Origin of the sequence: Spirulina sp. 06S082 (genome assembly GCF_034932145.1) — a bacterium.
Taxonomy (GTDB): Bacteria; Cyanobacteriota; Cyanobacteriia; order Cyanobacteriales; family Spirulinaceae; genus CCY15215.
Genome location: NZ_JAYGHV010000025.1, coordinates 1 through 20856, shown reverse-complemented (window position 1 = coordinate 20856; position 20856 = coordinate 1). Strand labels below are relative to the sequence as shown.

General features: G+C 40.8%; 33 protein-coding genes and 1 tRNA gene. 16 read left to right on the top strand and 18 right to left on the bottom strand.

The features are described 5' to 3' along the window. From VB714_RS03935 to VB714_RS03895, 9 genes are all read right to left on the bottom strand, one after another. Positions 1–708: DnaB-like helicase N-terminal domain-containing protein (locus VB714_RS03935; protein WP_323221389.1), on the bottom strand; the 708-nt coding region annotated here is incomplete at its 3' end. A gap of 12 nt (positions 709–720) precedes the next feature. After that, positions 721–1104: a hypothetical protein gene (locus VB714_RS03930; protein ID WP_323221387.1), complete on the bottom strand. Its 384-nt coding sequence runs from the start codon at positions 1102–1104 to the stop codon at positions 721–723. Positions 1105–1140: 36 nt separating this feature from the next. Next, complete coding sequence (locus VB714_RS03925) at positions 1141–1383, bottom strand: hypothetical protein (RefSeq protein ID WP_323221385.1); 243 nt, start codon at positions 1381–1383, stop codon at positions 1141–1143. Continuing rightward, positions 1376–1717 carry a hypothetical protein gene (locus VB714_RS03920; protein ID WP_323221383.1) on the bottom strand — a complete coding sequence of 114 codons (342 nt, stop codon included), beginning with the start codon at positions 1715–1717 and terminating at the stop codon, positions 1376–1378. Before VB714_RS03920 ends, VB714_RS03925 begins: the two co-directional genes overlap by 8 nt. Positions 1718–1726: 9 nt before the next feature. Continuing rightward, entirely contained in the window at positions 1727–2083 is a 357-nt protein-coding gene (locus tag VB714_RS03915; RefSeq protein WP_323221381.1) for a hypothetical protein, read from the bottom strand. Then, positions 2080–2418 carry a hypothetical protein gene (locus tag VB714_RS03910; protein WP_323221378.1) on the bottom strand — a complete coding sequence of 113 codons (339 nt, stop codon included), beginning with the start codon at positions 2416–2418 and terminating at the stop codon, positions 2080–2082. The genes VB714_RS03915 and VB714_RS03910 overlap by 4 nt, the downstream gene beginning before the upstream one ends. Before the next feature lie 17 nt (positions 2419–2435). Then, positions 2436–2780, bottom strand: coding sequence for a hypothetical protein (locus tag VB714_RS03905; RefSeq protein WP_323221376.1), 345 nt, complete (start codon positions 2778–2780; stop codon positions 2436–2438). After that, positions 2777–3226, bottom strand: coding sequence for a hypothetical protein (locus VB714_RS03900; protein ID WP_323221374.1), 450 nt, complete (start codon positions 3224–3226; stop codon positions 2777–2779). The genes VB714_RS03905 and VB714_RS03900 overlap by 4 nt, the downstream gene beginning before the upstream one ends. A 4-nt stretch (positions 3227–3230) precedes the next feature. Further along, the gene (locus VB714_RS03895; RefSeq protein ID WP_323221372.1) at positions 3231–3470 is read right to left on the bottom strand and encodes a hypothetical protein; all 240 of its coding nucleotides are present in this window, start codon (positions 3468–3470) and stop codon (positions 3231–3233) included. 133 nt (positions 3471–3603) lie between these two features. On the opposite strand from VB714_RS03895, the gene VB714_RS03890 reads away from it, so the two are divergent. Then, on the top strand, positions 3604–4248 hold the full coding sequence (locus VB714_RS03890) for a hypothetical protein (protein ID WP_323221370.1): 645 nt from the start codon (positions 3604–3606) through the stop codon (positions 4246–4248). Here VB714_RS03890 and VB714_RS03885 read toward each other — a convergent pair. Beyond that, on the bottom strand, positions 4225–4938 hold the full coding sequence (locus VB714_RS03885; protein ID WP_323221368.1) for a hypothetical protein: 714 nt from the start codon (positions 4936–4938) through the stop codon (positions 4225–4227). The genes VB714_RS03890 and VB714_RS03885 overlap by 24 nt on opposite strands. A 272-nt stretch (positions 4939–5210) precedes the next feature. On the opposite strand from VB714_RS03885, the gene VB714_RS03880 reads away from it, so the two are divergent. Further along, on the top strand, positions 5211–5540 hold the full coding sequence (locus VB714_RS03880; RefSeq protein WP_323221366.1) for a hypothetical protein: 330 nt from the start codon (positions 5211–5213) through the stop codon (positions 5538–5540). A gap of 33 nt (positions 5541–5573) precedes the next feature. Here VB714_RS03880 and VB714_RS03875 read toward each other — a convergent pair whose 3' ends face one another. The 5 genes from VB714_RS03875 to VB714_RS03855 all read right to left on the bottom strand — a co-directional run bounded on the left by VB714_RS03875 (position 5574) and on the right by VB714_RS03855 (position 8011). After that, positions 5574–5789, bottom strand: a complete 216-nt coding sequence (locus tag VB714_RS03875; RefSeq protein WP_323221363.1) for a hypothetical protein — start codon at positions 5787–5789, stop codon at positions 5574–5576. 160 nt (positions 5790–5949) lie between these two features. Beyond that, positions 5950–6414, bottom strand: a complete 465-nt coding sequence (locus tag VB714_RS03870) for a hypothetical protein (protein ID WP_323221362.1) — start codon at positions 6412–6414, stop codon at positions 5950–5952. Continuing rightward, positions 6415–6792 carry a hypothetical protein gene (locus tag VB714_RS03865; RefSeq protein WP_323221360.1) on the bottom strand — a complete coding sequence of 126 codons (378 nt, stop codon included), beginning with the start codon at positions 6790–6792 and terminating at the stop codon, positions 6415–6417. After that, a complete protein-coding gene (locus VB714_RS03860; RefSeq protein ID WP_323221358.1) occupies positions 6792–7619 on the bottom strand; it encodes a hypothetical protein in 828 nt (275 codons plus the stop codon). The genes VB714_RS03865 and VB714_RS03860 overlap by 1 nt, the downstream gene beginning before the upstream one ends. 50 nt (positions 7620–7669) lie before the next feature. Next, the gene (locus VB714_RS03855; RefSeq protein ID WP_323221357.1) at positions 7670–8011 is read right to left on the bottom strand and encodes a hypothetical protein; all 342 of its coding nucleotides are present in this window, start codon (positions 8009–8011) and stop codon (positions 7670–7672) included. 102 nt (positions 8012–8113) lie between these two features. On the opposite strand from VB714_RS03855, the gene VB714_RS03850 reads away from it, so the two are divergent. From VB714_RS03850 to VB714_RS03810, 9 genes are all read left to right on the top strand, one after another. Further along, entirely contained in the window at positions 8114–8341 is a 228-nt protein-coding gene (locus tag VB714_RS03850) for a hypothetical protein (protein ID WP_323221355.1), read from the top strand. After that, positions 8341–8691, top strand: a complete 351-nt coding sequence (locus VB714_RS03845; RefSeq protein ID WP_323221353.1) for a hypothetical protein — start codon at positions 8341–8343, stop codon at positions 8689–8691. Before VB714_RS03850 ends, VB714_RS03845 begins: the two co-directional genes overlap by 1 nt. A 2-nt stretch (positions 8692–8693) precedes the next feature. Continuing rightward, on the top strand, positions 8694–9368 hold the full coding sequence (locus VB714_RS03840) for a hypothetical protein (protein ID WP_323221351.1): 675 nt from the start codon (positions 8694–8696) through the stop codon (positions 9366–9368). Further along, positions 9369–9722, top strand: coding sequence for a hypothetical protein (locus VB714_RS03835; RefSeq protein ID WP_323221350.1), 354 nt, complete (start codon positions 9369–9371; stop codon positions 9720–9722). It abuts the gene before it with no gap. Positions 9723–9727: 5 nt separating this feature from the next. Beyond that, positions 9728–10732, top strand: a complete 1005-nt coding sequence (locus tag VB714_RS03830; protein WP_323221348.1) for a hypothetical protein — start codon at positions 9728–9730, stop codon at positions 10730–10732. A 2-nt stretch (positions 10733–10734) separates the two neighbouring features. Further along, entirely contained in the window at positions 10735–12117 is a 1383-nt protein-coding gene (locus VB714_RS03825; RefSeq protein ID WP_323221346.1) for a hypothetical protein, read from the top strand. Between the two features lie 5 nt (positions 12118–12122). Then, on the top strand, positions 12123–13874 hold the full coding sequence (locus tag VB714_RS03820) for a hypothetical protein (protein WP_323221344.1): 1752 nt from the start codon (positions 12123–12125) through the stop codon (positions 13872–13874). A gap of 433 nt (positions 13875–14307) precedes the next feature. Next, positions 14308–14856, top strand: coding sequence for a phage tail protein (locus tag VB714_RS03815; protein WP_323221343.1), 549 nt, complete (start codon positions 14308–14310; stop codon positions 14854–14856). Further along, positions 14856–15362 (top strand): hypothetical protein, encoded by a 507-nt coding sequence (locus tag VB714_RS03810; protein WP_323221341.1) that lies wholly within the window; start codon positions 14856–14858, stop codon positions 15360–15362. The genes VB714_RS03815 and VB714_RS03810 overlap by 1 nt, the downstream gene beginning before the upstream one ends. A gap of 56 nt (positions 15363–15418) precedes the next feature. Here VB714_RS03810 and VB714_RS03805 read toward each other — a convergent pair. Further along, positions 15419–15491 (bottom strand) — tRNA-Val (locus VB714_RS03805). Positions 15492–15539: 48 nt separating this feature from the next. Here VB714_RS03805 and VB714_RS03800 point away from each other — a divergent pair. Next, the gene (locus VB714_RS03800) at positions 15540–16118 is read left to right on the top strand and encodes a metal-binding protein (RefSeq protein ID WP_323221339.1); all 579 of its coding nucleotides are present in this window, start codon (positions 15540–15542) and stop codon (positions 16116–16118) included. Here VB714_RS03800 and VB714_RS03795 read toward each other — a convergent pair. Beyond that, positions 16115–16327, bottom strand: coding sequence for a hypothetical protein (locus VB714_RS03795; protein ID WP_323221337.1), 213 nt, complete (start codon positions 16325–16327; stop codon positions 16115–16117). The genes VB714_RS03800 and VB714_RS03795 overlap by 4 nt on opposite strands. A gap of 196 nt (positions 16328–16523) precedes the next feature. Here VB714_RS03795 and VB714_RS03790 point away from each other — a divergent pair, with 196 nt between their 5' ends. After that, positions 16524–17444 (top strand): RluA family pseudouridine synthase, encoded by a 921-nt coding sequence (locus VB714_RS03790; RefSeq protein ID WP_323221335.1) that lies wholly within the window; start codon positions 16524–16526, stop codon positions 17442–17444. An 8-nt stretch (positions 17445–17452) separates the two neighbouring features. On the opposite strand, the gene glsA is transcribed toward VB714_RS03790, so the two are convergent. Continuing rightward, positions 17453–18496: a glutaminase A gene (gene glsA, locus VB714_RS03785; protein WP_323221333.1), complete on the bottom strand. Its 1044-nt coding sequence runs from the start codon at positions 18494–18496 to the stop codon at positions 17453–17455. 90 nt (positions 18497–18586) lie between these two features. Between glsA and VB714_RS03780 the strand changes: the two genes are divergently transcribed. The 3 genes from VB714_RS03780 to VB714_RS03770 all read left to right on the top strand — a co-directional run bounded on the left by VB714_RS03780 (position 18587) and on the right by VB714_RS03770 (position 20750). Then, on the top strand, positions 18587–19066 hold the full coding sequence (locus tag VB714_RS03780; protein WP_323221331.1) for a nucleoside deaminase: 480 nt from the start codon (positions 18587–18589) through the stop codon (positions 19064–19066). A 68-nt stretch (positions 19067–19134) separates the two neighbouring features. Beyond that, entirely contained in the window at positions 19135–19869 is a 735-nt protein-coding gene (locus tag VB714_RS03775) for a DUF1995 family protein (RefSeq protein WP_323221329.1), read from the top strand. A 122-nt stretch (positions 19870–19991) separates the two neighbouring features. Continuing rightward, positions 19992–20750, top strand: coding sequence for a metal ABC transporter ATP-binding protein (locus VB714_RS03770; RefSeq protein ID WP_323221327.1), 759 nt, complete (start codon positions 19992–19994; stop codon positions 20748–20750). Positions 20751–20856: the final 106 nt, after the last annotated feature.

The window sequence follows — 20856 nt, the reverse complement described above, 5'->3', positions numbered from 1 at the left end:
ATTTCCATTTTTACTGCCAATTAAACTTTTGTAGTAACGGGCAATTAGTTTTTCTCCTGTCGTTCCATATTTTTTTCCTAATTTATCCAAAAGTTCATCCCTAAAAGCGATTTCTTCGATATTTAAAACAATATTTTCAACCTCTTTAAGTTTGCTTTCAAATCTCGCTCTTTCTCTTTCAAGGGGTGATTCTCCTGCCGAAAATTCGGTTATCTCTTCAATGCGCGATCGCACTCGTTCAAACAAACTGGAAATGTTCTCGGAGCGAACTTTTGCCTCGTACCCCCATTCGATGAATTCATGCCCTACATGAATCAATCGCCTTTGGTGATATTTTGTTGAGATGAGTTTGGCGTAATGGTCAGCGTTAACAGCAGAAACAGTGGTCTCTACCAAATGAGCCATTTTGCTAATACCTCCAATGTCATCTAACTTCCCGCGATCCTTTAAATCGCTGGTTACGGACATCAAATCGGTAGGATTTCCTTTTTTACCAAGTGCCGCTATCGCTCTCCAGATCGTCTGGTGAGAGCGAATATAAAACATTTCTGGGGTTGTGATTAAGTCTTTGATGCGATCGTAGCATCCCGGATCGAGGAGGCAGCCTCCGAGAATTGCCTCTTCACTCTCTACGTTCTGAGGAGGAAGTTGGTATCGATCTTCCTCTGCTTTAGCATCTCGTCCGTATCGTTCTTGTAAGTAAACCATTGTTTATTTTTCCTAATAACTATTATCTGCAAAGAAATCTGTTATAGACTCTCTCAAGAGGTCTAATTTTTGTTGAAAAGGCCTTGCAGTGTCCGATCCACCAAGATTGCAACCCCAAGACTCAGCCTCTTCCCAAGACTTAGGGAAAAGATGAGAGATTGTGTTGATTAATTCGGTAAGTTTGGTTTTCTCTTGCTCGCTCAATGTGGGATCGAGGCGAACAACTACTCCGGAGTCGATGTGCAGGATGTGTCCATTCATTGCTGAATCTGTTTTTGAGACAAGTAAGAAGCGATCGCTCAGATATCCTGAAACCTGTCGGTATTGTTTCTTGTTCAAAGTTAAGTCCCAGTAAGGCGCATAAACTTCTGTTATTTGGGTTGTTCTTTGTGGCATTTCTCTACTATTTGTTGATAAAAGAAGGGGGAGACGTTAATTGTCTGTTTCATCATCAAAAAAAGTAACGGGGATAAGCATTGAAGAGCAGGACTCTCCATGTCGGATGGCTGCTTTTTCTTTTAGATTCGGTTTGAATATCTCCACTAACTGAATTAATCTTTCGCATTTAAAGCGACTTGTGTGGACATTCATAAAACCATCTTTTTCAAAGGGAAGGACTCCTGTTTTGCCGAGTTTTAGGTATTTAGCCAAAGACAAAAACTGTTTTTTAGTCATCGTTGTTAAATAAGCTAAGTTGACCTGGTGGGGGTGGGGGTGATTTTTTAGGCTTACCTTTTAGTGGGCCAAAGGTTTTCAATCTTGCTGGCTGCTTGGGGTCAAAGCGGACCATTTCATAGTATTCAAGGCAATTCTTGACCTCAGAAAGCCAAACTCGATAAGGATAATATTTTCTTGCTCCGAACGGGTAAGCATTGGAGATTTCTTTTTTCAATGCCTTGATATTTACGGGTCGTTTTGGGTTGGCGTTGAGATAAAGTTTGATAACTTTTTCAATCCTTTCTCTTGCATCTTCTCGCCAACGACTAGAGCGCCGAATGTTGTTGCTCATTGGTGTAAATTAATAAGGAACGTCGTCATAATCTTTTTCCTCATTTTCTGTACTAATTGCGATAGGATCGAGGACAGTTTCTTTCCTCGATATTTCCATATTAATAACCTCTAATTGCTTGTTTGCTTCTAACAAGGTCGATTGCATAGAAGCCTCTTCTGCTCTTAATTCCCAGATTTCTTTTTCTAGGTCTCTAATCTCGTCTTTTAGATCGGCACCTAACAGCGATCGCACCAGTTTTCGCAATTCCTGATAGCTCTCGTCTAGATTATCTTCATTGTCCAGTTGAGCGTCTAGATCGAGACGATCGCTTTCAAAGTTGCCGGTATTATGGGTGTGTCCGTAACGGATGCTTGTAATTTTCATGGTTTAAATATCCTTTCGGAAAATAAAACGATAAATTGCTGAAGTTCTCGCTCTGAAAGATTTTTGAGTTCATTCTCCAGAGCGCGATCGACAATGCGATCGGCTTCATCCCATAAGGACTCGGGGAAGGAAAATATCTCGCTAATTTCGGCTTGCTCTCCCCTTGATGAAATCTCAAAAAGGCAGTGATGGAGGGGATCGGGGTTTTGTACAAAACCCTCGCGATCGGGTTGTCCATCCAAGAACCGAGCGAGCTCAAGGAGTTGGGGAATGAATTTTTCGGGAACGCGAACGGAGTCGGTCGGTTTGTTGTTCCACTTTGAGGGTCTGCCCATAACTAATAATCGGAGTGTTACCGGGATTCCTCTAAAAGTTCTAAGGCAATCTTTGCGTCAAGGAAAGTAACTCCCCCATTAACCCCAGTGTTGTCAACATCGTCTACAAATTTTGCAGCCCAGTGAGGGAGAGTTAATTCCGCCAAAATAGAATCATTTTGATAATCCTCCTCTGACTCGGAAAGAACTACCTTTTCGTGGCTGACAACGGAGTAGTATCCCCGTGATTGAAAATAATTGGCTAGGGGGCAGTTATCCTCACTACAAGTTTCCCCGACGATCTTTTTTGGTTCTTTTTCCTCTAACCATTTCTGGACTTTTGGCTTATTAAGAAGAGCAGTAACTGTGTCTTTAATGTTCATTTTTCCTTGTTAGAAAGGGCGTTAAGGCGAATCTGAGCAAATGTTTGTAGGAGTGTCTCTTGTAGTTCTCCGCGATCGCAATATCGATCGCGATCGCTGTCGAGGGTAATTCGCCAAAATTCTCCCAAGCGATCGCGATCGATGAAAACTTTTACTAGAACATCTTGGTAGGTGAAGGAGCTATGGACTCTTTTTAGAGAGAGTGCTTCTGATTTCATGCCAAGATATCCGAATTCTTTGAGGGTGCAACCGTCGATTTCATCACGTAAGAGTTGGAGATGAGTGGTTTTGAATCTGCCAGTAGCGGCTACCAATGCTGGCTCAAGGTCTTCGTGTATCTTGATGAGGGTTTCATCGAGCGATCGCAGTGATTCGTTTCTCTGTTTCGCGATCGCCTCGATGTCGTCAAGGGCTTGTTCTATGTTGAAAGGGGTCAATTGTTCCATGTTTTTAACTTTTGAATAGGTGGGGGTAGATTTGGCGAATGTGACGGACATGGCGGCGGGTGGTTGAGCGCCAATTCATCCTCAGTCGCTTTTCTCCGTCGCGATCGCACAGGCAGAGGGGTAGGTTTGCTTCTCTGGCGATCTCAAAGAGAATGTCCTCTTGCTTCTTTTCGAGTTTCTCGATCTGTTTGGCGATCGCTGTGTATTCGAGGTATCGGTGAAGTCTTTGGGTTGGGGTTTGCACTTTCGGGAGGGGCGATCAAAAGAATCTTGGACTAGATTGTGGTTTTAATTTAAACCAAAAGGATTTTTTTTGCAAGAGTTATGACAAAAGATTATGGCGTATTCTTGTAGAGTGGTTTAAATTAAATCTGACAATGACAGTTACTACAACAGGAGACTTCCCTCATCCAATTTGTAGGCGCACCTACGAATTTATTGACAAAAAACGTGGCAAGAGTGGACTCAACGCTTTTATGAGAGAATATGGCTTAAACAAAAGCCGTTATCACAATTTAAAGAGGTCTGTTCCGACAGCAGATTCTTTGATGGAAATACTTTCAAAACTCAAAGCAACAAAAGCGGAAACAATGGAAGTTTTGGGAATTGTGAGTGAGGAAGGAGGCAAAAGGGTGGGTGGGGGGAGTGAAGACACAGATACAATAGAGGTAATTGCAAACGAACTTAGCGCTAATGTTGAAAAGCTCAAGGCGCTAATACAAAAAAACTCAAATGTAGTGGGTGCAAGGAAAAAGATGCTTAATCTTGAATATATCAATCACGTTTTAAAGACAAAGGAGATTACACCACAAAGATTTTCCAGTCTGTGTGGACTTCCCAGTGATTACGAAACAACAATAATCGCCCTTATTGAAGGCAAACAGAACATCGAAGAGTTTGATGCGTATGACAAATCAATAATTCACTTTCTGGCTAATGGATTGGCGAACATCACCGGACGTTCGCCAGAAGAAGAATCAATCCGTTTGTCGAATGAATTAACCTGCGGGAACAAACTCTAACGCTTCATGCTCACGAACAAGATGGAAAGGTGCGATTTCGCGAACTTTGATGTTAGCTGTCCACGTCCCCCAGATATCATCCTTCCATCCCTGATAAGAATGGTTATCTAAAACACTCTGTTGCTTTAAGGTTTGGATAAATTCCTTTAGTGCCTTTGGTCGCTCAGACTTAGCAATAATTGCGGGATTATAGGCAATATCCTTTTTGTACCAGTAAAGGCGAAGGTCACGAGAAAGCAATTCACATTCGCTAACTCCCATGAGTTTAGTAGCTTCAGGAGAGACAGCCAGATTTTTGTCTTGGACAAGGCAAACCCCAAAAATAGCGCCCTTTTTATCTTGGAGTTCTTTCTGGTAGTCAAATAAATTTGTTAGAATAGTCTTTGGCATTGGTGTTCTTGGCTTTGACAACTTTAATTGTAGGGAGGGGATAATTATCTTACTCCCTACTTTTATATTAAGTTCAATAGCCTGACTGAAAGTTAAGTTTTTCAGAGAATGCCAAATAAAACCAGCTAACACATCATTACAAACAGTTAGATCGACTATCCAGTTAAGAGGAGAACGTGCAATCTTGAGATTAAAGCAGTCTGTATTAAGAGTCCTTGATGTCATCCCAACTAAATATCCTTGTTCTCGAACTACTGAAGAGATATGATTTGTCAAAGCGAAGATGTCGGGATCGAACATGGTAACTTTATAATCTTAATGTAACAAGATATGTGTGGTAGCGCTCCCTCAATGGCGATCGCGTGCGGTAAAATCTATATCGTACTAATTTTGAGTATAGATTAAAATATCATCTTATGTCTTTCCTGACATTTTTAATAGCCTTTTGTTCCATTTGTATTTGTCTTGTTGTCAAAAAAGAAGCCTTTCAAAACAAAGGTAAGATACTTTCACTTCTATCATCTTTTCTGTCAAGTTCTTGTAAAAGTATATTTTCGCGATGGAGACAAGCTATGCCTTTTAAACAAGGTGACTGGGTTCTTGCAACGTTTTTAGAAAATCTCGATCCACAGCCTAAAAGTGCGTTTGGGAGAATTATTGACGAAAAAGAGAAGGGCGTTTTTATTATCAGAATTCTTTACCGTTACTACGATCCACCTTACTTAGAGGTCAAAAAAAAGATAGTTTCCGAAGAAGACTGTAAGCGCTTGGGAATGGTTTTAGTTGAGCGAGAAAAAGAAAAATTGAACTTATGGAGCGAACATTATCGCAGATGGCGATCGCGTGGCTTGTACTCCCCTGAATTAAAAAATCTAAAGGCTATTAGGAGTTTGTGGCTATGACTCCTCAATATGAGGATTGAGAAGTCATGGTTTTTACTCCTCTCGACTACTGAAAACCGCCGCAAAGAGCAAATAGAGAGCAAAAGCCCCACCAGCAGCCCAACCAGCATAACGAACCCCAGAGATTTGGTACCAAGAGGCAAACGTTTGCAGGAAGCGCAAGACATTTGTTAAAATCAGATCGAGCAGCAGCAAGGCGATATAGACAGCCGCTCCAACCCCCATCGCTTGAATAAAAACGTTTTTCATGACTCTCCTTTTCAGTGTATTTGAGAGTCATTTTACTGCTTGAATGGAAAATGCTCAATGGCGATCGCCTAACTTGGAGGAATCGGGCTTTGATAGAGAATCCAAACATAGAGCAGAAAAGCGAGAGTTAAGCCCACTACTAAACCCAGTGCAAAAGCAATCATGACTTATCCTCCTGCTGGCGATCGGGCTGGCGATCGGGAATAGACTGAACCTTAGCCAAAATATCATCAATAAGGATATGCTTAAAAAGTTTACGTCGCCGTCTTTTGCTATCCAATAATAATTTTTTAAGCATCTCCGGCTTATCTATAAAAGATGAAAGAATATCTATTTCATTTTTTAAGCCTTGAACTTCAACCTCTTGTAAACCGCGATTTTTCTCGCATTCAATATGTATTAATTTTAATTCATCATTCTCCGCTTCTTTCTCTTTTAGTCTATTTACCAAATACTCCTTATCCCCTTGATTCTCAATATTGACCTCGCGCAATGCTTCAAGGATGAATTGATTGTTTTGCTTCTGTCGGGACGTGAAATAGCCGATAACACTGCCGAAGATGCCCGCAAACGCGATCGCCATCTCCGCACCATATTCACTTAAAATAAAATCAAATGGATTCATCTACTTATTTAAAATCACAGCAAGTTTGCTCTCTTTAATCCTCTCACCTCCAATCCTGAAACTAAGGATAGAAGAATCATTCTTGTAAGCATCAATCATGGTTTGCCAACGCGAATCGAACCCATTAATCGGAATCTCTATTTTGTGTTCGCCTCCGTCTATCGAGACAATATAGACATAGCGCAAAAATACTCCAGATGTGCTGCAAGTAGTCGTTCCGGAACTCCAATACTGATAAAGACCGAGAAGATTCTGAGGCAGAAAATCCTCAGTCTTTTTGCCATTAGGGACTGTTACTGAAGTGATAGCCGACAGAGCTACGCCATAAAACGAGTAGCCCATATCGGTATCGTATTGAGTCGCAAAATAACGAGGCATTAGGTAATAGACCTGTCTAATCTGGGATTACTTTCACCCATGTATTCTAGACAAATGACATGAGCAAGATTCGCTAGGTTTTGTCCGCAATCAACAATTTCTGCCGGAACATTACTCGCAACAGGAACAGTTAAACTCTGCTTGGGTAAAGCTGCATTATTTGTCAGAAAAGAGGGCGTATATCGCCGCGAGGTTCGGACCTGTTTAGACCCGCAATTCAAGATATCAGTATTCCCCAAACAATCATCGACCGGGGCAAAATTAGAAGGAGCAGAATCGTAAGTGTCCGTAACCATTCGGAAGGGCATTATCGCATTAGCAGCGTACACTGGCGTGCTATCTGCCTTATATTCCATCATCGTTGCCGAGTACATAATCCGAGTCTTACCCGCACCAGCAGGGGGCTTAACTTCTGGAATAGCCACAGGGGCGGCGGCACTTGTCACCAAGTCATCGTAAATATTAGCGTAATGCTCACCTACCAGACGAATACAAACTACTCGATTGTTAGCGTTTGCTCCGTTTAGTACGTCACGCCCGGCTTTTACCGTATCGATCAAATCGTTTCGCAAGTACACAGGGCATTTAAGAACGTGACCGGATTGGCGGACAAACTCAACATATCGAGGTTTTCCTTCCCCTCGCAGCGCACAAGGAATCGCGTCTGGAGAAACGCGCCCTTGCATGGCATTAATAAACGAGGTTAACTGAGCAACAGTTAAGTCCTCGGGTAAATAAATGTGAGAGATCAGGTTTTCAGTTTGTCCGCGATCGTTCGTGTATTGAGCGCTGCTGGTGTCCCAGACAGCGCGTAAAGATTGTGCCATTTAACTAAATCCTCCTTGAAATTGAGTGTTGTTGATAGTTGGGGGAGGAATTATTCCGCAACAGGAGCAAGCAAGGTGGGATCGATTGTCAGATCGAAAGCAACGGTGAACGTGGTCCGCATCGTGTTGGTCCCGATTCCCTGGGGGTTGCTTTTGGCGATCGTCATTTTAGTTGGCTTGGCTTCGGGTGCCAGTGCAGTGACTTGAGAGAAGGATTGCTCTAGGATTCCCCGTAAAACCTCACTGCCATTCCCTGCCGCAATGTCTGCCTCAGCCGGACTTACAGCAGGCAGATCGGACAAAGGAAGAACAAGAGATTCGGCGGTTACAGCTTCACCGAGCGCTTTATTTTCTGCGTTTGGGAAAAGTTGTTGAGGGGTAATGTTAGCCATGATTTTTTTGTCTCATTGATGATTTTGTCATAGATATCATGCTAACATGATTAAAAGTTCAATCTTTAAAAAAAGTTGTGACGAAATAGTATTTTGGACACAATGCACAGAAGTAGTAGGCACAAAAGTTCTCCCTATGGTTGGAAAAGCACTTTTTTCTGTACCCTTGGCAGTCCTACAGGGGTTGAATATATTTCCGTCAGGAAATATTGCGAGTTAAACTTTTGCTCGCGATCGCAAGTCAGAACCATGCTGAGGCGAGGACAGCTAATTGGCTTGCAGCGCCGACGCTCTCTATTTGTCGCCAAAAATCCTTATTATCAGGAATAATGCCCAATCGATATTATCGAAATGTAAAATTCAGATACACTCGTGATGATGGTAATCAAATCATCAAAGCACAACGAGTTTATCGGGATAATACGGGATTTGAACTAACTCCAATTACTCCTATTTTTAACGATTTTGAGGTTTTAACTACAGCCAAGATATTGCCCACCCAAAATGACTTTTTAAGACATTCTGAGGCGCAATTAACAGAAGATAGGGGGATTTTTAAAATTGCCATCCCTGCACGAGGAGACGATCCTCGGCACAAACAACAACAACAGGAAATAGCTGCTTTAGATCGCGTGGCGTGCATTCGGTATCAAGGAGAATTTAAAGATTATCTTAATTAGCTATGGCAGAACGAGTAAAAATCTATGATGGCACTCTGCAAACCATCTCAGAGAACCTAACCGATCCCTTTCAAGATGGCAGCTTTCTCTACATGGAAGCGCCCTCAATCTCGGGAGAAGTCGAAATTGATGCCCATCTACAAATTTATCTCCCCAGTGGACAGAATAGACGGGTGAGCCTAATAGGAGAACGAAATAAAATAATCGATACTTTCTCTATTTGGTTTATCCCTGGAGAAATTCAAGCAGCAGGATATGATTGTAAATTAGCAATTATTGCTTCTGACTCCATCCCTGTCGCGGTATATGTCATCAAAGCGGGTTGTTCTTGTCAAGCTAAACTAGACGAAATCAACAATAAAATTAATCTTCAAATAGCAGGTTCTCTGCTCAATAAATTGATTTCGATCGCCGTTCCTTTGCTAGTGGGTGTTGGTGCGCCGCAATTGCTACTTCCGGCGGCGCTCGGCGCGGCGGTTAGAGGATTAGTAGAAATTGTTAATCCATCCTTAACAGAACCTGTATTAATTGGCAATGGATTTGCGCCCACAGCGAATAATAACTCTTTCTTTTTAGAACCAGGAGGTAAAGTTTTAATCGACCAATGGCAAGGCGAAATATTTGCAGCAGCTAATGGAGTTCAACCCATTGTTAGAGAATATCTGAGGGAGGATTAGATGAGTCAATATATCCCACCACCTACTTATCTACAGAATCAGAGAATAATTAATTCTCTGGAGTCCCCTATTAACAATGCTTCAAAAATAGATGTTTTAGTGGAGAATATTCCTTCAATTATCTTGCCTTTCAATGCAACTAACAGAAAAAAATTTGTTATTTTTCACGATACAGAAGGTGAAATTTTACTGATAGATTTCCAACACGATCCAACCCTGACAGCTTATGCTCTAGCTTTGCCAGCAGGAAAGGCAATAATTGACACTAACTGGCAAGGACAAGTCAAAGCTATCTCGCGATCGGGCAATCCAATCCTAGTTCATACTAGAGAATTTAATCAGGTTGGGGAGTAGGTAGAATGAAAAAACATAAATGCTGTAAAGGTAAAAAGGGCGGTCAGTTTTTTGAATTTACTTTTTTTATTTTTGGTAATTCAAATAATGGCTCTGGTAATAATGGAGGAAGTGGTGATGGTATAATAAACCCTTTTGATGAACCAGAAGACGGTTATTATACTCTTATATATTTTCCTAGAATCTTATATGACGATTATTCCTATAGTCAACAAGTTAATGGTAGATATATTGAATATGAAAGAAAATATTTTCAGCAACCACTCAGTACTATTTGTATTGATAATACTATGTATTTAATGGTTCATACCGAAAGCAAATGGTCTTGGAAATATGAATCTTATATAGATGGTGTTCAAGACTTAGAAGGTAGTAGTTATGATAATTCAGGGTTAAGTTTTGCACCTTTACCAAACGCATTGAGAGAAGATGCGTTTATACCTGCTGGCGTAACAAGTAGACCATATTTTTTATATGGTTCTAAAAATAATGACCATGTATCTATAAGTGAACCTGCTGTATTACAAAGTTGGTATAGCATAGACCCTAATACAGGTAATGTAATGTATACTTATAAACATTATAAAACAACATCAGTAGCAGGAACTTTTAGAATTCCTCATAATGCTTGTACATCTAATAATAACGACGGTGATGATGGAAGCGGAGGAGGTGATGGCGGCAATACACCTTTTCCTGAATTAAAACATTTACCTAAAGTTAAAGTATGTAAATCAATTAATGTTGGGAGAAAGATTTGGAAAGCACCATTTCATATCAACAATTTACAGGATGAAAATAAACTAGAAATTATTAGCACAATAGATAGTAATATCAAATTTACAGTAAAATACCCTAATAAGGCTAGGTTATTAACCTACAAAAAAGGGGAATGTGGATGTGCTAAAGGGGAGATAGAATGTAAAAATGAACAGGGTAAAGTCTGCTGTATCAACTGCTGTGAAGTAGCAGAGAAACTTTACGATAAATATTCACGAGTTTATTCTTAATCATGTCAGCATATTACAGCGAAGGTACTATCAATCAATGGATTAGCTCATTAACTAGCCTCAAAACAGCAGGACAAAATGTAATGAATTTTGCATTAAAAGATGATAATCATCCTACTATTCATGCCTATGAAGTACAAAAAGGTGGTAGTATAAAGGATGCAAATTCTGAACTTACACAAATTAGACAACAATTCGGCAATACTTTAATTATTAGAGCAAAGCAAATAGTGCAATATAATAAATACTATAATGCTACTAACAATTGTAATCATGCTATATTTTCTTTAAATTCAGCATTACAAAATAATAAAGTAAAAGATTTAGTAATAATAAATAATAATATATTATCTTTTTTAAATAACTTGTTAAACTCTTTTTCTCAACTACCTACAGGAGGCGGTCACGAGGTCGTTTTATATTATATAGACGGAGGTGGTAAAGCACCTTGTATATCTTATTCTCAAGATTTTCGTAATCCTTTATTTAAAAATTTTATATTTTCTCATTTTGTTCTTAAAGGTATTGTGCCTACTTATACTAATAGCGCATTTTTAAATCATGGCATTAATTTAGATGCAACAGAAAATCCTCCGGATGACATACCATCTACAGCTATTAATTTAAAAGATGAAGGAGCAAGAAAATTAATAGATAATATAGGTAAAAACAGAACAATTAATGATGATAGCTCTGTAATTTCTGTTAACAATCAATATAGTAATACTATTAATAGCCAAGATATACTAGATGAGTTAAGTTTAATGTCAGATAGTAACAATAAGATATTAAGTCAGACATCGGCTATAGTTGAAAATATGAATGTAAGGTTTCGTAATGTATCTCTTACAGAAGATGAGGATGACGTTTTTAATTTATCAACTTGGTTGTTCGCTTTTCAAAAACAGGTAATGTATATAATATACGAACAACTTTTAAATATAAGTTTTGAAAATAAAAGTACAGGAGAAACAGAATCATTTGATTTAAAATGGTGGCTTTTTGCTTTTCAAAAACAAATGACAGGTACATTATATGAGCAATTAACAAATATAAGTTTTGAAAATATATCTACAGGTCAAATAGAGAACTTTAATTTGAAATGGTGGCTTTTTGCTTTTCAAAAACAAGTAATGAGTACACAGTATGACATCAAAGATGTGTCAAATACTATTAGTGAAAATCAGAATGATTTAATTGATAAAATAGATATCTTAACAGAAAATCAAAATGTTTTAATTGAAAATCAAACTATAATAATGAACAAACAAGCCGATCTAAATACAAGACTTGATGCCCTAGAAATATCACTGTCATCAATAACACAGCAATTAGCTATTATTCATAATCGAGTTGTAACGATCCAAAATATTGTTGACGACTAAAAACAATGTCAGATAAAGCATTCACCAACGGTCAAGTACAAAGCCTAAAAGATAATATTAAAAGTGCTAAAGATCGCCTAGATACCTTAGCCAAAGAGTCTAGTAGATTTGGGGAATTAGAGGCGTATCCTTTTGGCGGTCTAACCTTGTTTCCTTGCGGTAAGGTGCCTGAAGATCGGGAGGGAATGATAATCAACGAAAGTAACAAACTACTGCTACAAGACTGCTTATCTATCCTTGAACAGTATACAGAATGTGAAGAGTTTATAGATGATGAAGATAATACTGATACAGAAGAATGCGATAATTTATTTACTGCAATAGATAATTTAAACATCGAAATAGATTATGATAAAATTAAAAATGATAATAGTATAGAAATTAATTTAGCAAAAAATGAATTAAAGATAGATATTGAAAGTATAAAAATAGACTTAACAGCACAAATAAATAATCTCGAGTTAGAATTAATTAAAAAAATAAGTAATATATCAACAGATATAAATAATCTTAGTATTAAAATTACAAGTTTACAGTCAACCTTAACAAATATTTCTGGTGTAATTAATAATATCAAAAATAGTATAGACATTTTACTTAGCTGCCCTTGCAATGATGATATTGTAAATTCTATAAAAATAGAAATAGAAAATTTAAAATCTCAGATAGGTATTGAACTGAATACTATTAAAAATAATATAGATAATATAGATGTTAACATTGACGGTGCTGAAGTAAAGATAGACTACGAACCTATCTTTGCAAGAATCAATCAAATTAGAGAATTACAAATAGCTTATCAAGCAGATATAATCAATAACTTTATCTATAACAGAGAAACCATTACTCAATTAATACAAGACAGGTTTATTTATATAAGAGATCGTCTCAGAGAATGCTGTGAAGATATTAATCGTAATATTGATAATATCAACCTTGATTTAACTCCTATTTTAAATAAAATAGAATCATCAAAAATAGAGCTAATGCAGGCTTTTAATATTAGCATAGATAATAGCAGAAATATAACTATACAAGAAATATCTAGCGCCAGAGATGCTCTAGTATCAGGTCAGATGCAAATGACCAACATCATAATAGCGAGAATAGATAAATATCTAAAAAAAGCCTACAACGGTTCAATTACTGTCCAGAACAAACAAGGAAACGAGTATAATTTTCCCTTCTCTGGCTTAGGGCTGGACGGCATTCATAACACAATTATTCAATTAGCTTCAGCAATGGAATTGTTGAATAATCAAGATAATGATGACCCTTGTAATAATGTTGTTTTAGTTTACAGCGATCGCTTCCCGGCTCAATCCTTAGAAAGCCAAATGGAAATTCTTTTTATTGAGGAAGGAACGAAATATTCAAGTAAATCTAAAACTGTAAGAATGCACGTCTTTAATCCTCGCGAAGGTTTGGATTTTTGCCGCGATATTTACCCAATCGTACTACATCGAGGTAGCATTGCTTTTGGTCGCTTAGATTGGAAATATAATGATAATGGCAAGACTAAAACATCGTGGACTGGAGGGCATTTTGCCCGTGAGGAGTATGCCCTATCCGCACTCAATGCGATCGCCGCACTCAGTGCGATACCTCCAACGGCTCCAAGAATTACGACGGGTGGTCGGAAGAAACCCGTTGCTTTTGCTTCATTTCGTCCGATTCGGGCGGTAATAACCCAGTTTGACGAGGAAGGGAGGGAGGGTCCCCGGCTGTGCCTGAATGCGCCTCCAGAGGGGTGTTAGGTTCTAAAGAGTAGAGTTGGCCCGATATCTTTAAACGACAATCCTTAAACAGGCAACAGGCGACGGGCTTGGAGAAAAATAAACTTTCATCTAACTGCACAACATCAAATTCTGCGATCGCTGGCTCCCATTGTTGGGATTGAAAGGAATGATAAGTGTCGGTGGCACTATCGTAAGCACCGTAAATCCTGAATTCCTCTTGTGCAGGGAATTGCTTTTTGGGCATTGCCTGCCAGTGCAACAAAACAAAATTCCCCTCCAGACCGTAGCGATCGATGAGAGGTTTAAACTCTAATTCCATTTGCGATCGCGAGGTATTGACCTTAAAAGCATGAGGTTTTGTTTTGTGAGGCGTGATTGTTTGCATTGTTCTGAGATAATTGATTGATTAATCATCTTGAAGTATAATTGATTTTTTTACTCAAACTAAAGGATGGAAATTCTCGATCTCTCCTCTCCCAATATCGAAGCGCTGGTGGACCAGAAGGTGCAAGAGGCGATCGCGCTTGTAGAACCAGTCCCACCAGGAGCAACTTTTTTCTATTCAGGACAAACCGCGCCGAATGGATGGCTCAAAGCCAACGGAGCAGAACTCGATCGCGTGCTTTATGCCGATTTATTTGCGGCGATCGGCACAATTTATGGAGTGGGGAATGGCTCAACTACTTTCAATCTTCCCGACCTCAGAGGCGTTTTTGTTAGAGGGTTTGATGATGGGCGAGGATTAGACATCAATCGTGAGTTTGGAAGCTATCAATTAGATAGCTTCCAAGGGCATCACCATCGGTTCGTTAACAAGATTTCTGGGGGAGGTTCCGCTATCATTATGAGTGCTGCAGGAGGTAGCAGTAATGCCTTGGTTGATAATTTAACACCTCCCAGTCAAATTAGAGAACCCATAGATGATGGAAATGGAAACCCCAGAACATCTTCAGAGACGAGAGGAAAAAATATCAGTCTACTACCCATAATTAAATACTAATGAAAATCTATAACTACAACCCAGAAAAAGAATATATTGGCGAATCAGATGCAGATATCAATCCCTTAGAACCAGGCTCTTTTTTGATTCCCGCTAATGCCACAACCGTTAAACCTCCCGATATTCCCGAGGAGAAAAGAGCAATTTTCAATGGTGAGAAATGGCAATTAGAGGCTATTTTGCAACCAGAAATAGAGCAAGAACCGGAGCAAATAGTCAGATATATTTTTTCTCCCCAAGATAAGTTTTTACTTTCTTCTCCGCGATCGCAACTCTATCAACTTGGTAAAAATTCCCAAGGGCAATCCCGTGTCGAGTTTGAGGAAGTGCGAGAAATTATTAATGGCAGGATGATTTTTATCCCAGAAGCGATCGCCCCTAACGGTCTGTTGCAAAAAAATCTGCAAGAACTGGTCGCGGCGTTGGGAGACGATGTGACAGAAGAGGCGATCGCCGAATTTAACCAACTCCTAAAAGACGATCTGGGAGTAGAATGGGAAATTTAGAGCAAAAAGAAGCGTAGAGAGAGCTGAAAGCCTTACGAGGAGGGGATTGTAGAGAATGGGCGGTACTGGGCTCGAACCAGTGACATCCTGCTTGTAAGGCAGGCGCTCTACCAACTGAGCTAACCGCCCGTCACCATGTATTGTTAATGATAACACATTATTTCCCAAAAAGTAAAAATGCCTTCCGGTCGAATTCACGATCGCATTACCCTCTGGTGTCTGCCTTGGCTAGTTCTTCTCACCTTCTTGTTAACTCGGAGTGGAGAGCTAACCTTGCTTGCTGCGGCGGGTTTTCTCTTTAGTGGTTTGATGTTCGGCCCCGATCTTGATATTTACTCCGTTCAGTTTAAGCGATGGGGATGGTTGCGTTGGATTTGGATTCCTTATCAAAAAGCTCTAAGTCATCGTTCTCAACTCTCTCACGGTTTATTGATCGGAACGATATTGCGGTTATTGTATTTATTCGTCATCGCGAGTGTAATTGGAGTGTTTGGTGTTACGATCGCGCAACTGGTTTGGGGATTTCCTTGGAACTGGCAAAATTTTTGGCAAATCTGTCTACAAAAATTGCAACAATATTCTGGAGAAGCGATCGCCTTATTCTTCGGTTTGGAATTGGGATCTATGAGTCATTCTCTTGCAGACTGGACGGGTTCGACTTACAAACGAATCAAACGCAATGGCATAAAAACATTACTCCCCAAATGGAAGGCGAAGAAAAAACGGCGCAAGTCAAGACAGAAAAATAAAAGTTAATGTAACTTAACTTGCCCGCGCTGAACGGCTTTCAGTAAGCGATCGATGGTTCTTCGTTCTTCTTCAGTTAGAGATTCATCCATGACGGCAGCCATCAAACCATAGCGATCGGCTAAAGTAAGAACTCCTGTTTCTGCTGTGGAGGCATGGATTTCTGCGACTGCACCAGGAATGAGTTGCAATTGAATGGGCATGGCTTCGAGAAACATTTTTTTGTTTTGTTACTTTCTATACCGTTTATCCCGTATTTTTACGGATTGCGATACGATCGCCTACGTATAAAATCGGTGAGTGCGATCGGTATAAATTTTGATAGTAATCGTCTTTGCAAGCGATCTTCATCAATATCCCAGTATTGTAAAGTTTAACTAAATATAAATTTATTTAAGATCGGTATAAGTTCAGATGGATTTCCGCGTCACACAGGATAAAGAACGGTTGGATCGTTGGTTGGCGAATCAATTACCCGATATGACCCGATCGCGCTTACAAAAGCTGATTGAAGGGGGTCAAGTTCATCTGAATGGAGAAATTTGCACGACCAAAAAAACCTTGGTCTCTTGCGGTGACACGATCGCCTTAAACCTACCCGATCCTGAGCCTTCTTTAACCCTAAAACCCGAGGATATTCCCCTTGATATTCTCTACGAAGATACCACAATTATTATTGTCAATAAATCGGCGGGAATGGTCGTTCATCCGGCTCCCGGTCATTATAGCGGCACGTTGGTTAATGCCCTTTTACATCACTGTCACGATCTCGCGGGGATTGGGGGTATAGAACGTCCTGGAATCGTTCATCGCTTGGATAAAGATACAACAGGGGCGATCGTCGTGGCTAAAACTGATTTTGCCCTACAACATCTCCAAAAACAAATTCAAAGCAAAACTGCCCGTCGGGAATATCTCGGTATTATTTACGGTACCCCTAAAACGACGGCAGGCAAAATAGATGCCCCCGTTGGTCGTCATTTAGGCGATCGCAAAAAAATGGCGGTGGTTCCCATCGAACAAGGGGGACGAAATGCGATCACCCACTGGCAAGTTCTGGAACGATTGGGCAATTATACCCTCATGCAATTTCGCTTGGAAACCGGTCGCACGCATCAAATACGGGTTCATAGCGCTCATTTTGGTCACCCCCTTATCGGGGATATTACTTACGGTTCTCGGCGATCGCTGGGGGTTAATTTGTCCGGTCAAGCCCTACACGCGCATCGGTTGTGTTTAGAACATCCCCTTTCTGGAGAACCCATTGAAGCGATCGCCCCTCTTCCTTCTGAGTTTACTAAACTGCTCGATATTCTCCGCAAACGAAATCGATAAGCAATCTTCTACCAACCATCGGCTGATTCGTTACTATCCAACCATTCATTGAGATTTTTATCGGCTTTAACGGTATCGAAAAGGTGCAGGCCAAACTTGCGAGAGAGATCCTTGCAAACCTCAATACCGCGAATACTATTTCCCGTAGCATCGAGGAGAGGAGAAAAGACCCCCATACCCAATTTACTGGGAACAGCCGCTAAAATGCCGCCACCGACTCCACTTTTAGCGGGAATCCCTACCTCATAAGCCCATTCTCCTGAATAGTCATCCAAACCGCAAGCAATCATCATACTCATAACATCGCGGACATAACGTTCGTCGATCGCTCGTTCTTTGGTGATAGGGTTAATACCACCATTGGCTAAAGTTGCACCGATAACGGCTAAGTCTTTGGCATTAACAAGGATAGAAGAGTGTTGAAAATAGAGATCGAGGGTTTCTTCAATACGATCGCCGATCGCGCCATAATTGAGCAAAAGATGGGCGAGGGCGCGATGTCGATGTCCGGCTGATTTTTCCGAGAGAAAGACGGGAAAACTAATGTTCACTTCTCGCCCAGTATAGAGATAAAATTTCTTCAAAATGCGATTGAGGCGGTCTGTGGTGCTATTCCCTTTAATTAAATCCGTCACGGCGATCGCCCCAGCATTCACCATCGGATTATAGGGAAGTTTGCTTTGTTCGTCTAGGGCGACGGTATTGGCGGATTCTCCTGCGGATTTAATGCTTACTTTACTGCGAACTATCTCTCGACCGCAATCTTCTAAGGCCATGCCATAAACCAAAGCCTTAGAAATTGACTGTAAGGTGAAGTGGCGATCGCTATCTCCCACCTCAAAAATTTTCCCTGCCGTTGTCACCACAGAAATGCCAAACCATTCTTGTTTAGCCGCAGCCAATTCGGGAATATAGTCGGCGATCGCCCCATCATTGAGGCTTAAATATTTTTCGTGGAGACTGGTGAGATAGGACTGAAAAGGGGTTGTTGTGGGGGGCGTGGTCGTCGTTTGCAGTGGCTTAATTAGCGGTAGATTAGAATCAACGATCATGGTTGCAAATCCTTATGGGGGGATGCGAGGTGATTAATAAACTTTTTTCAGCACCAGTACAGAGATTCCGGAAAATCAGGATAATTAATCATGTCGTTAGAATTAAACGAAAAAATTTATCGCATCCATAGAGAATGGATGTCTCGCGCTTTGGAATTGGCCAGGGAAGCGGGAGAAGCGGGGGATGTTCCCGTGGGTGCAGTGATTGTCGATCGCCACGGAAGGGCGATCGCTGAGGCAGCAAACCGCAAGGAACGCGATCGAGACCCCACGGCTCATGCAGAGGTTTTAGCCCTGCGTCAGGCTGCTAGAGTCCGGCAAAGCTGGCATCTTGAAACCTGTACCCTTTATGTCACTCTTGAACCTTGTCCCATGTGTGCAGGGGCTATCCTTCAAGCTAGATTGGGTCTATTGGTTTATGGGGTGGACGATCCCAAAACCGGAACTATTCGCACTGTTCTCAATCTTCCCGATAGTCTTTGTTCCCATCACACTTTATCTGTTATTGCTGGAATCTTGGAAACTCCTTGTCGAGAACAATTACAATATTGGTTTCAGCAGCGCAGATGAGCGATCGCTTTCTTTGCTCAGATGCCCCTCTCCATTGATAATTAAACATTGTTCATTGTTGATGGAAAATGGTCCCCAGCACTTTAGAAGACGCGATCGCCCAAGCCAAAGAAGCCGTACAAACTGCCCTCGATTGTGGCTGTGGTAGAATTATCGTCGATTTGGCTATCCCGGAAATTGCCCTACAAGCACAGGCGATCGCCCTTGAATTTACCACAATATTTGCCGACTATGGCGAAGGGCTAAAGGTGATGTTTCCCGACTCAGGTGCGGCTGCATTGGCAAAACGGGACTGGGGAGAAAAGGAATTTCAAACAACGGATCTCGGCAGTCGCTTCACTCCCATCGATCGCAAAATCTCTCCAGACGATCGCCTTTTTTTATTGGTTTGTCCCTCCGCAGTGGAAATTGAGTATGTGGAGAAATTGTGCAATTTGGCTGGCGATCGCCCTGTTATTATGTTAATTCCCCAATTGGAAAGCGTGGCCACTATTGGGATCGGCTATGCTGCACGTCAGTTAAGGGAGCGTTTCCTGAGTACCTTAGAAACGGCTTATTTTCTCAAGCCTTTTGAAGGAGGTGCTATTTATCGCATTTATCCTTCTCTCTGGCAAGTCTGGGTAGAAGGAACCGCAGGATTACAACTCATTGCGGAAGAACCACAAAAACCAGCCGGCGATCGCCTGGAAAATATCCTCATGGGTAAGACAGACTCGCAAAGCGACGCAACTTCCTCCACAAAACCGAAAAAAGCTGGTTTTTTGGGCAATTTACAAAAAATGCTCAAGGCTTTAAATCAGTAGGTATAAGGTCAAGGTAAATTTAAAGCGCGATCGCCACCTCGGAAAAATTAGTATGAGAATGATTCTCAAATTACCTCGCGATCGAGTATGCTAATGAAAGTCATTCTCATTGTCAATCTCTCATGCTTGAAGTTTGCAATCTGGCCGCAGGATACAGGGATGTAGAAGCGGTTCGCAATATCTCCTTTTGCCTGCAACCGGGACAGGTTGTTGCGTTACTCGGTCCCAATGGTGCCGGAAAAAGCACTCTGGTTAAGGCAATTTTAGGACTGGTTCCCACTACGCAAGGAATTGTCAAGTTTGGCGATCGCCCTTTAAAACAGCAGTTGCGACAGGTTGCCTATGTTCCCCAACGCAGCTATATTGATTGGGATTATCCCATTACTGTTGGGAATGTGGTGATGATGGGACGCACTCGACAAACGGGATGGTTTCGCACTCCTTCTCGTTATGCTAAAGAGAAGGCAAAAGCAGCATTAGAACGAGTAGAAATGGAGAAATATGCAAAGTATAAAATTGGGGAATTATCTGGGGGACAACAACAGCGCGTATTTTTAGCAAGGGCATTAGCACAAGAAGCAGATTTATTCTTTTTTGATGAACCTTTTGCAGGAGTCGATCAAAAGACGGAAGAGATTATGTTTGCTGTCTTTGCAGAGTTAAAAGCGGCTGATAAAATGCTCTTAGTTATCAGTCACGATCTCGGCGAAAGTTTGGCACACTACGATCGCATTTTACTATTAAATCAGCAAATGATTGCATTTGGCGATCGCGCTGAAGTTTTAACCTCGGAAAATTTAAAACGCGCTTACGGGACATCAATGAACAAGTACCCATTATCAATTATCGATGGTAGCGGAAATAGTCAGTTAGCTGCCTGAACAATTATTAATGTTAGAAATATTGAATTTTTTACTCGAACCGTTAGGGTTTGAATTTATGCGAAATGCCCTTCTCATTGGTATATTTTTGGGCATTCTCTGTGCA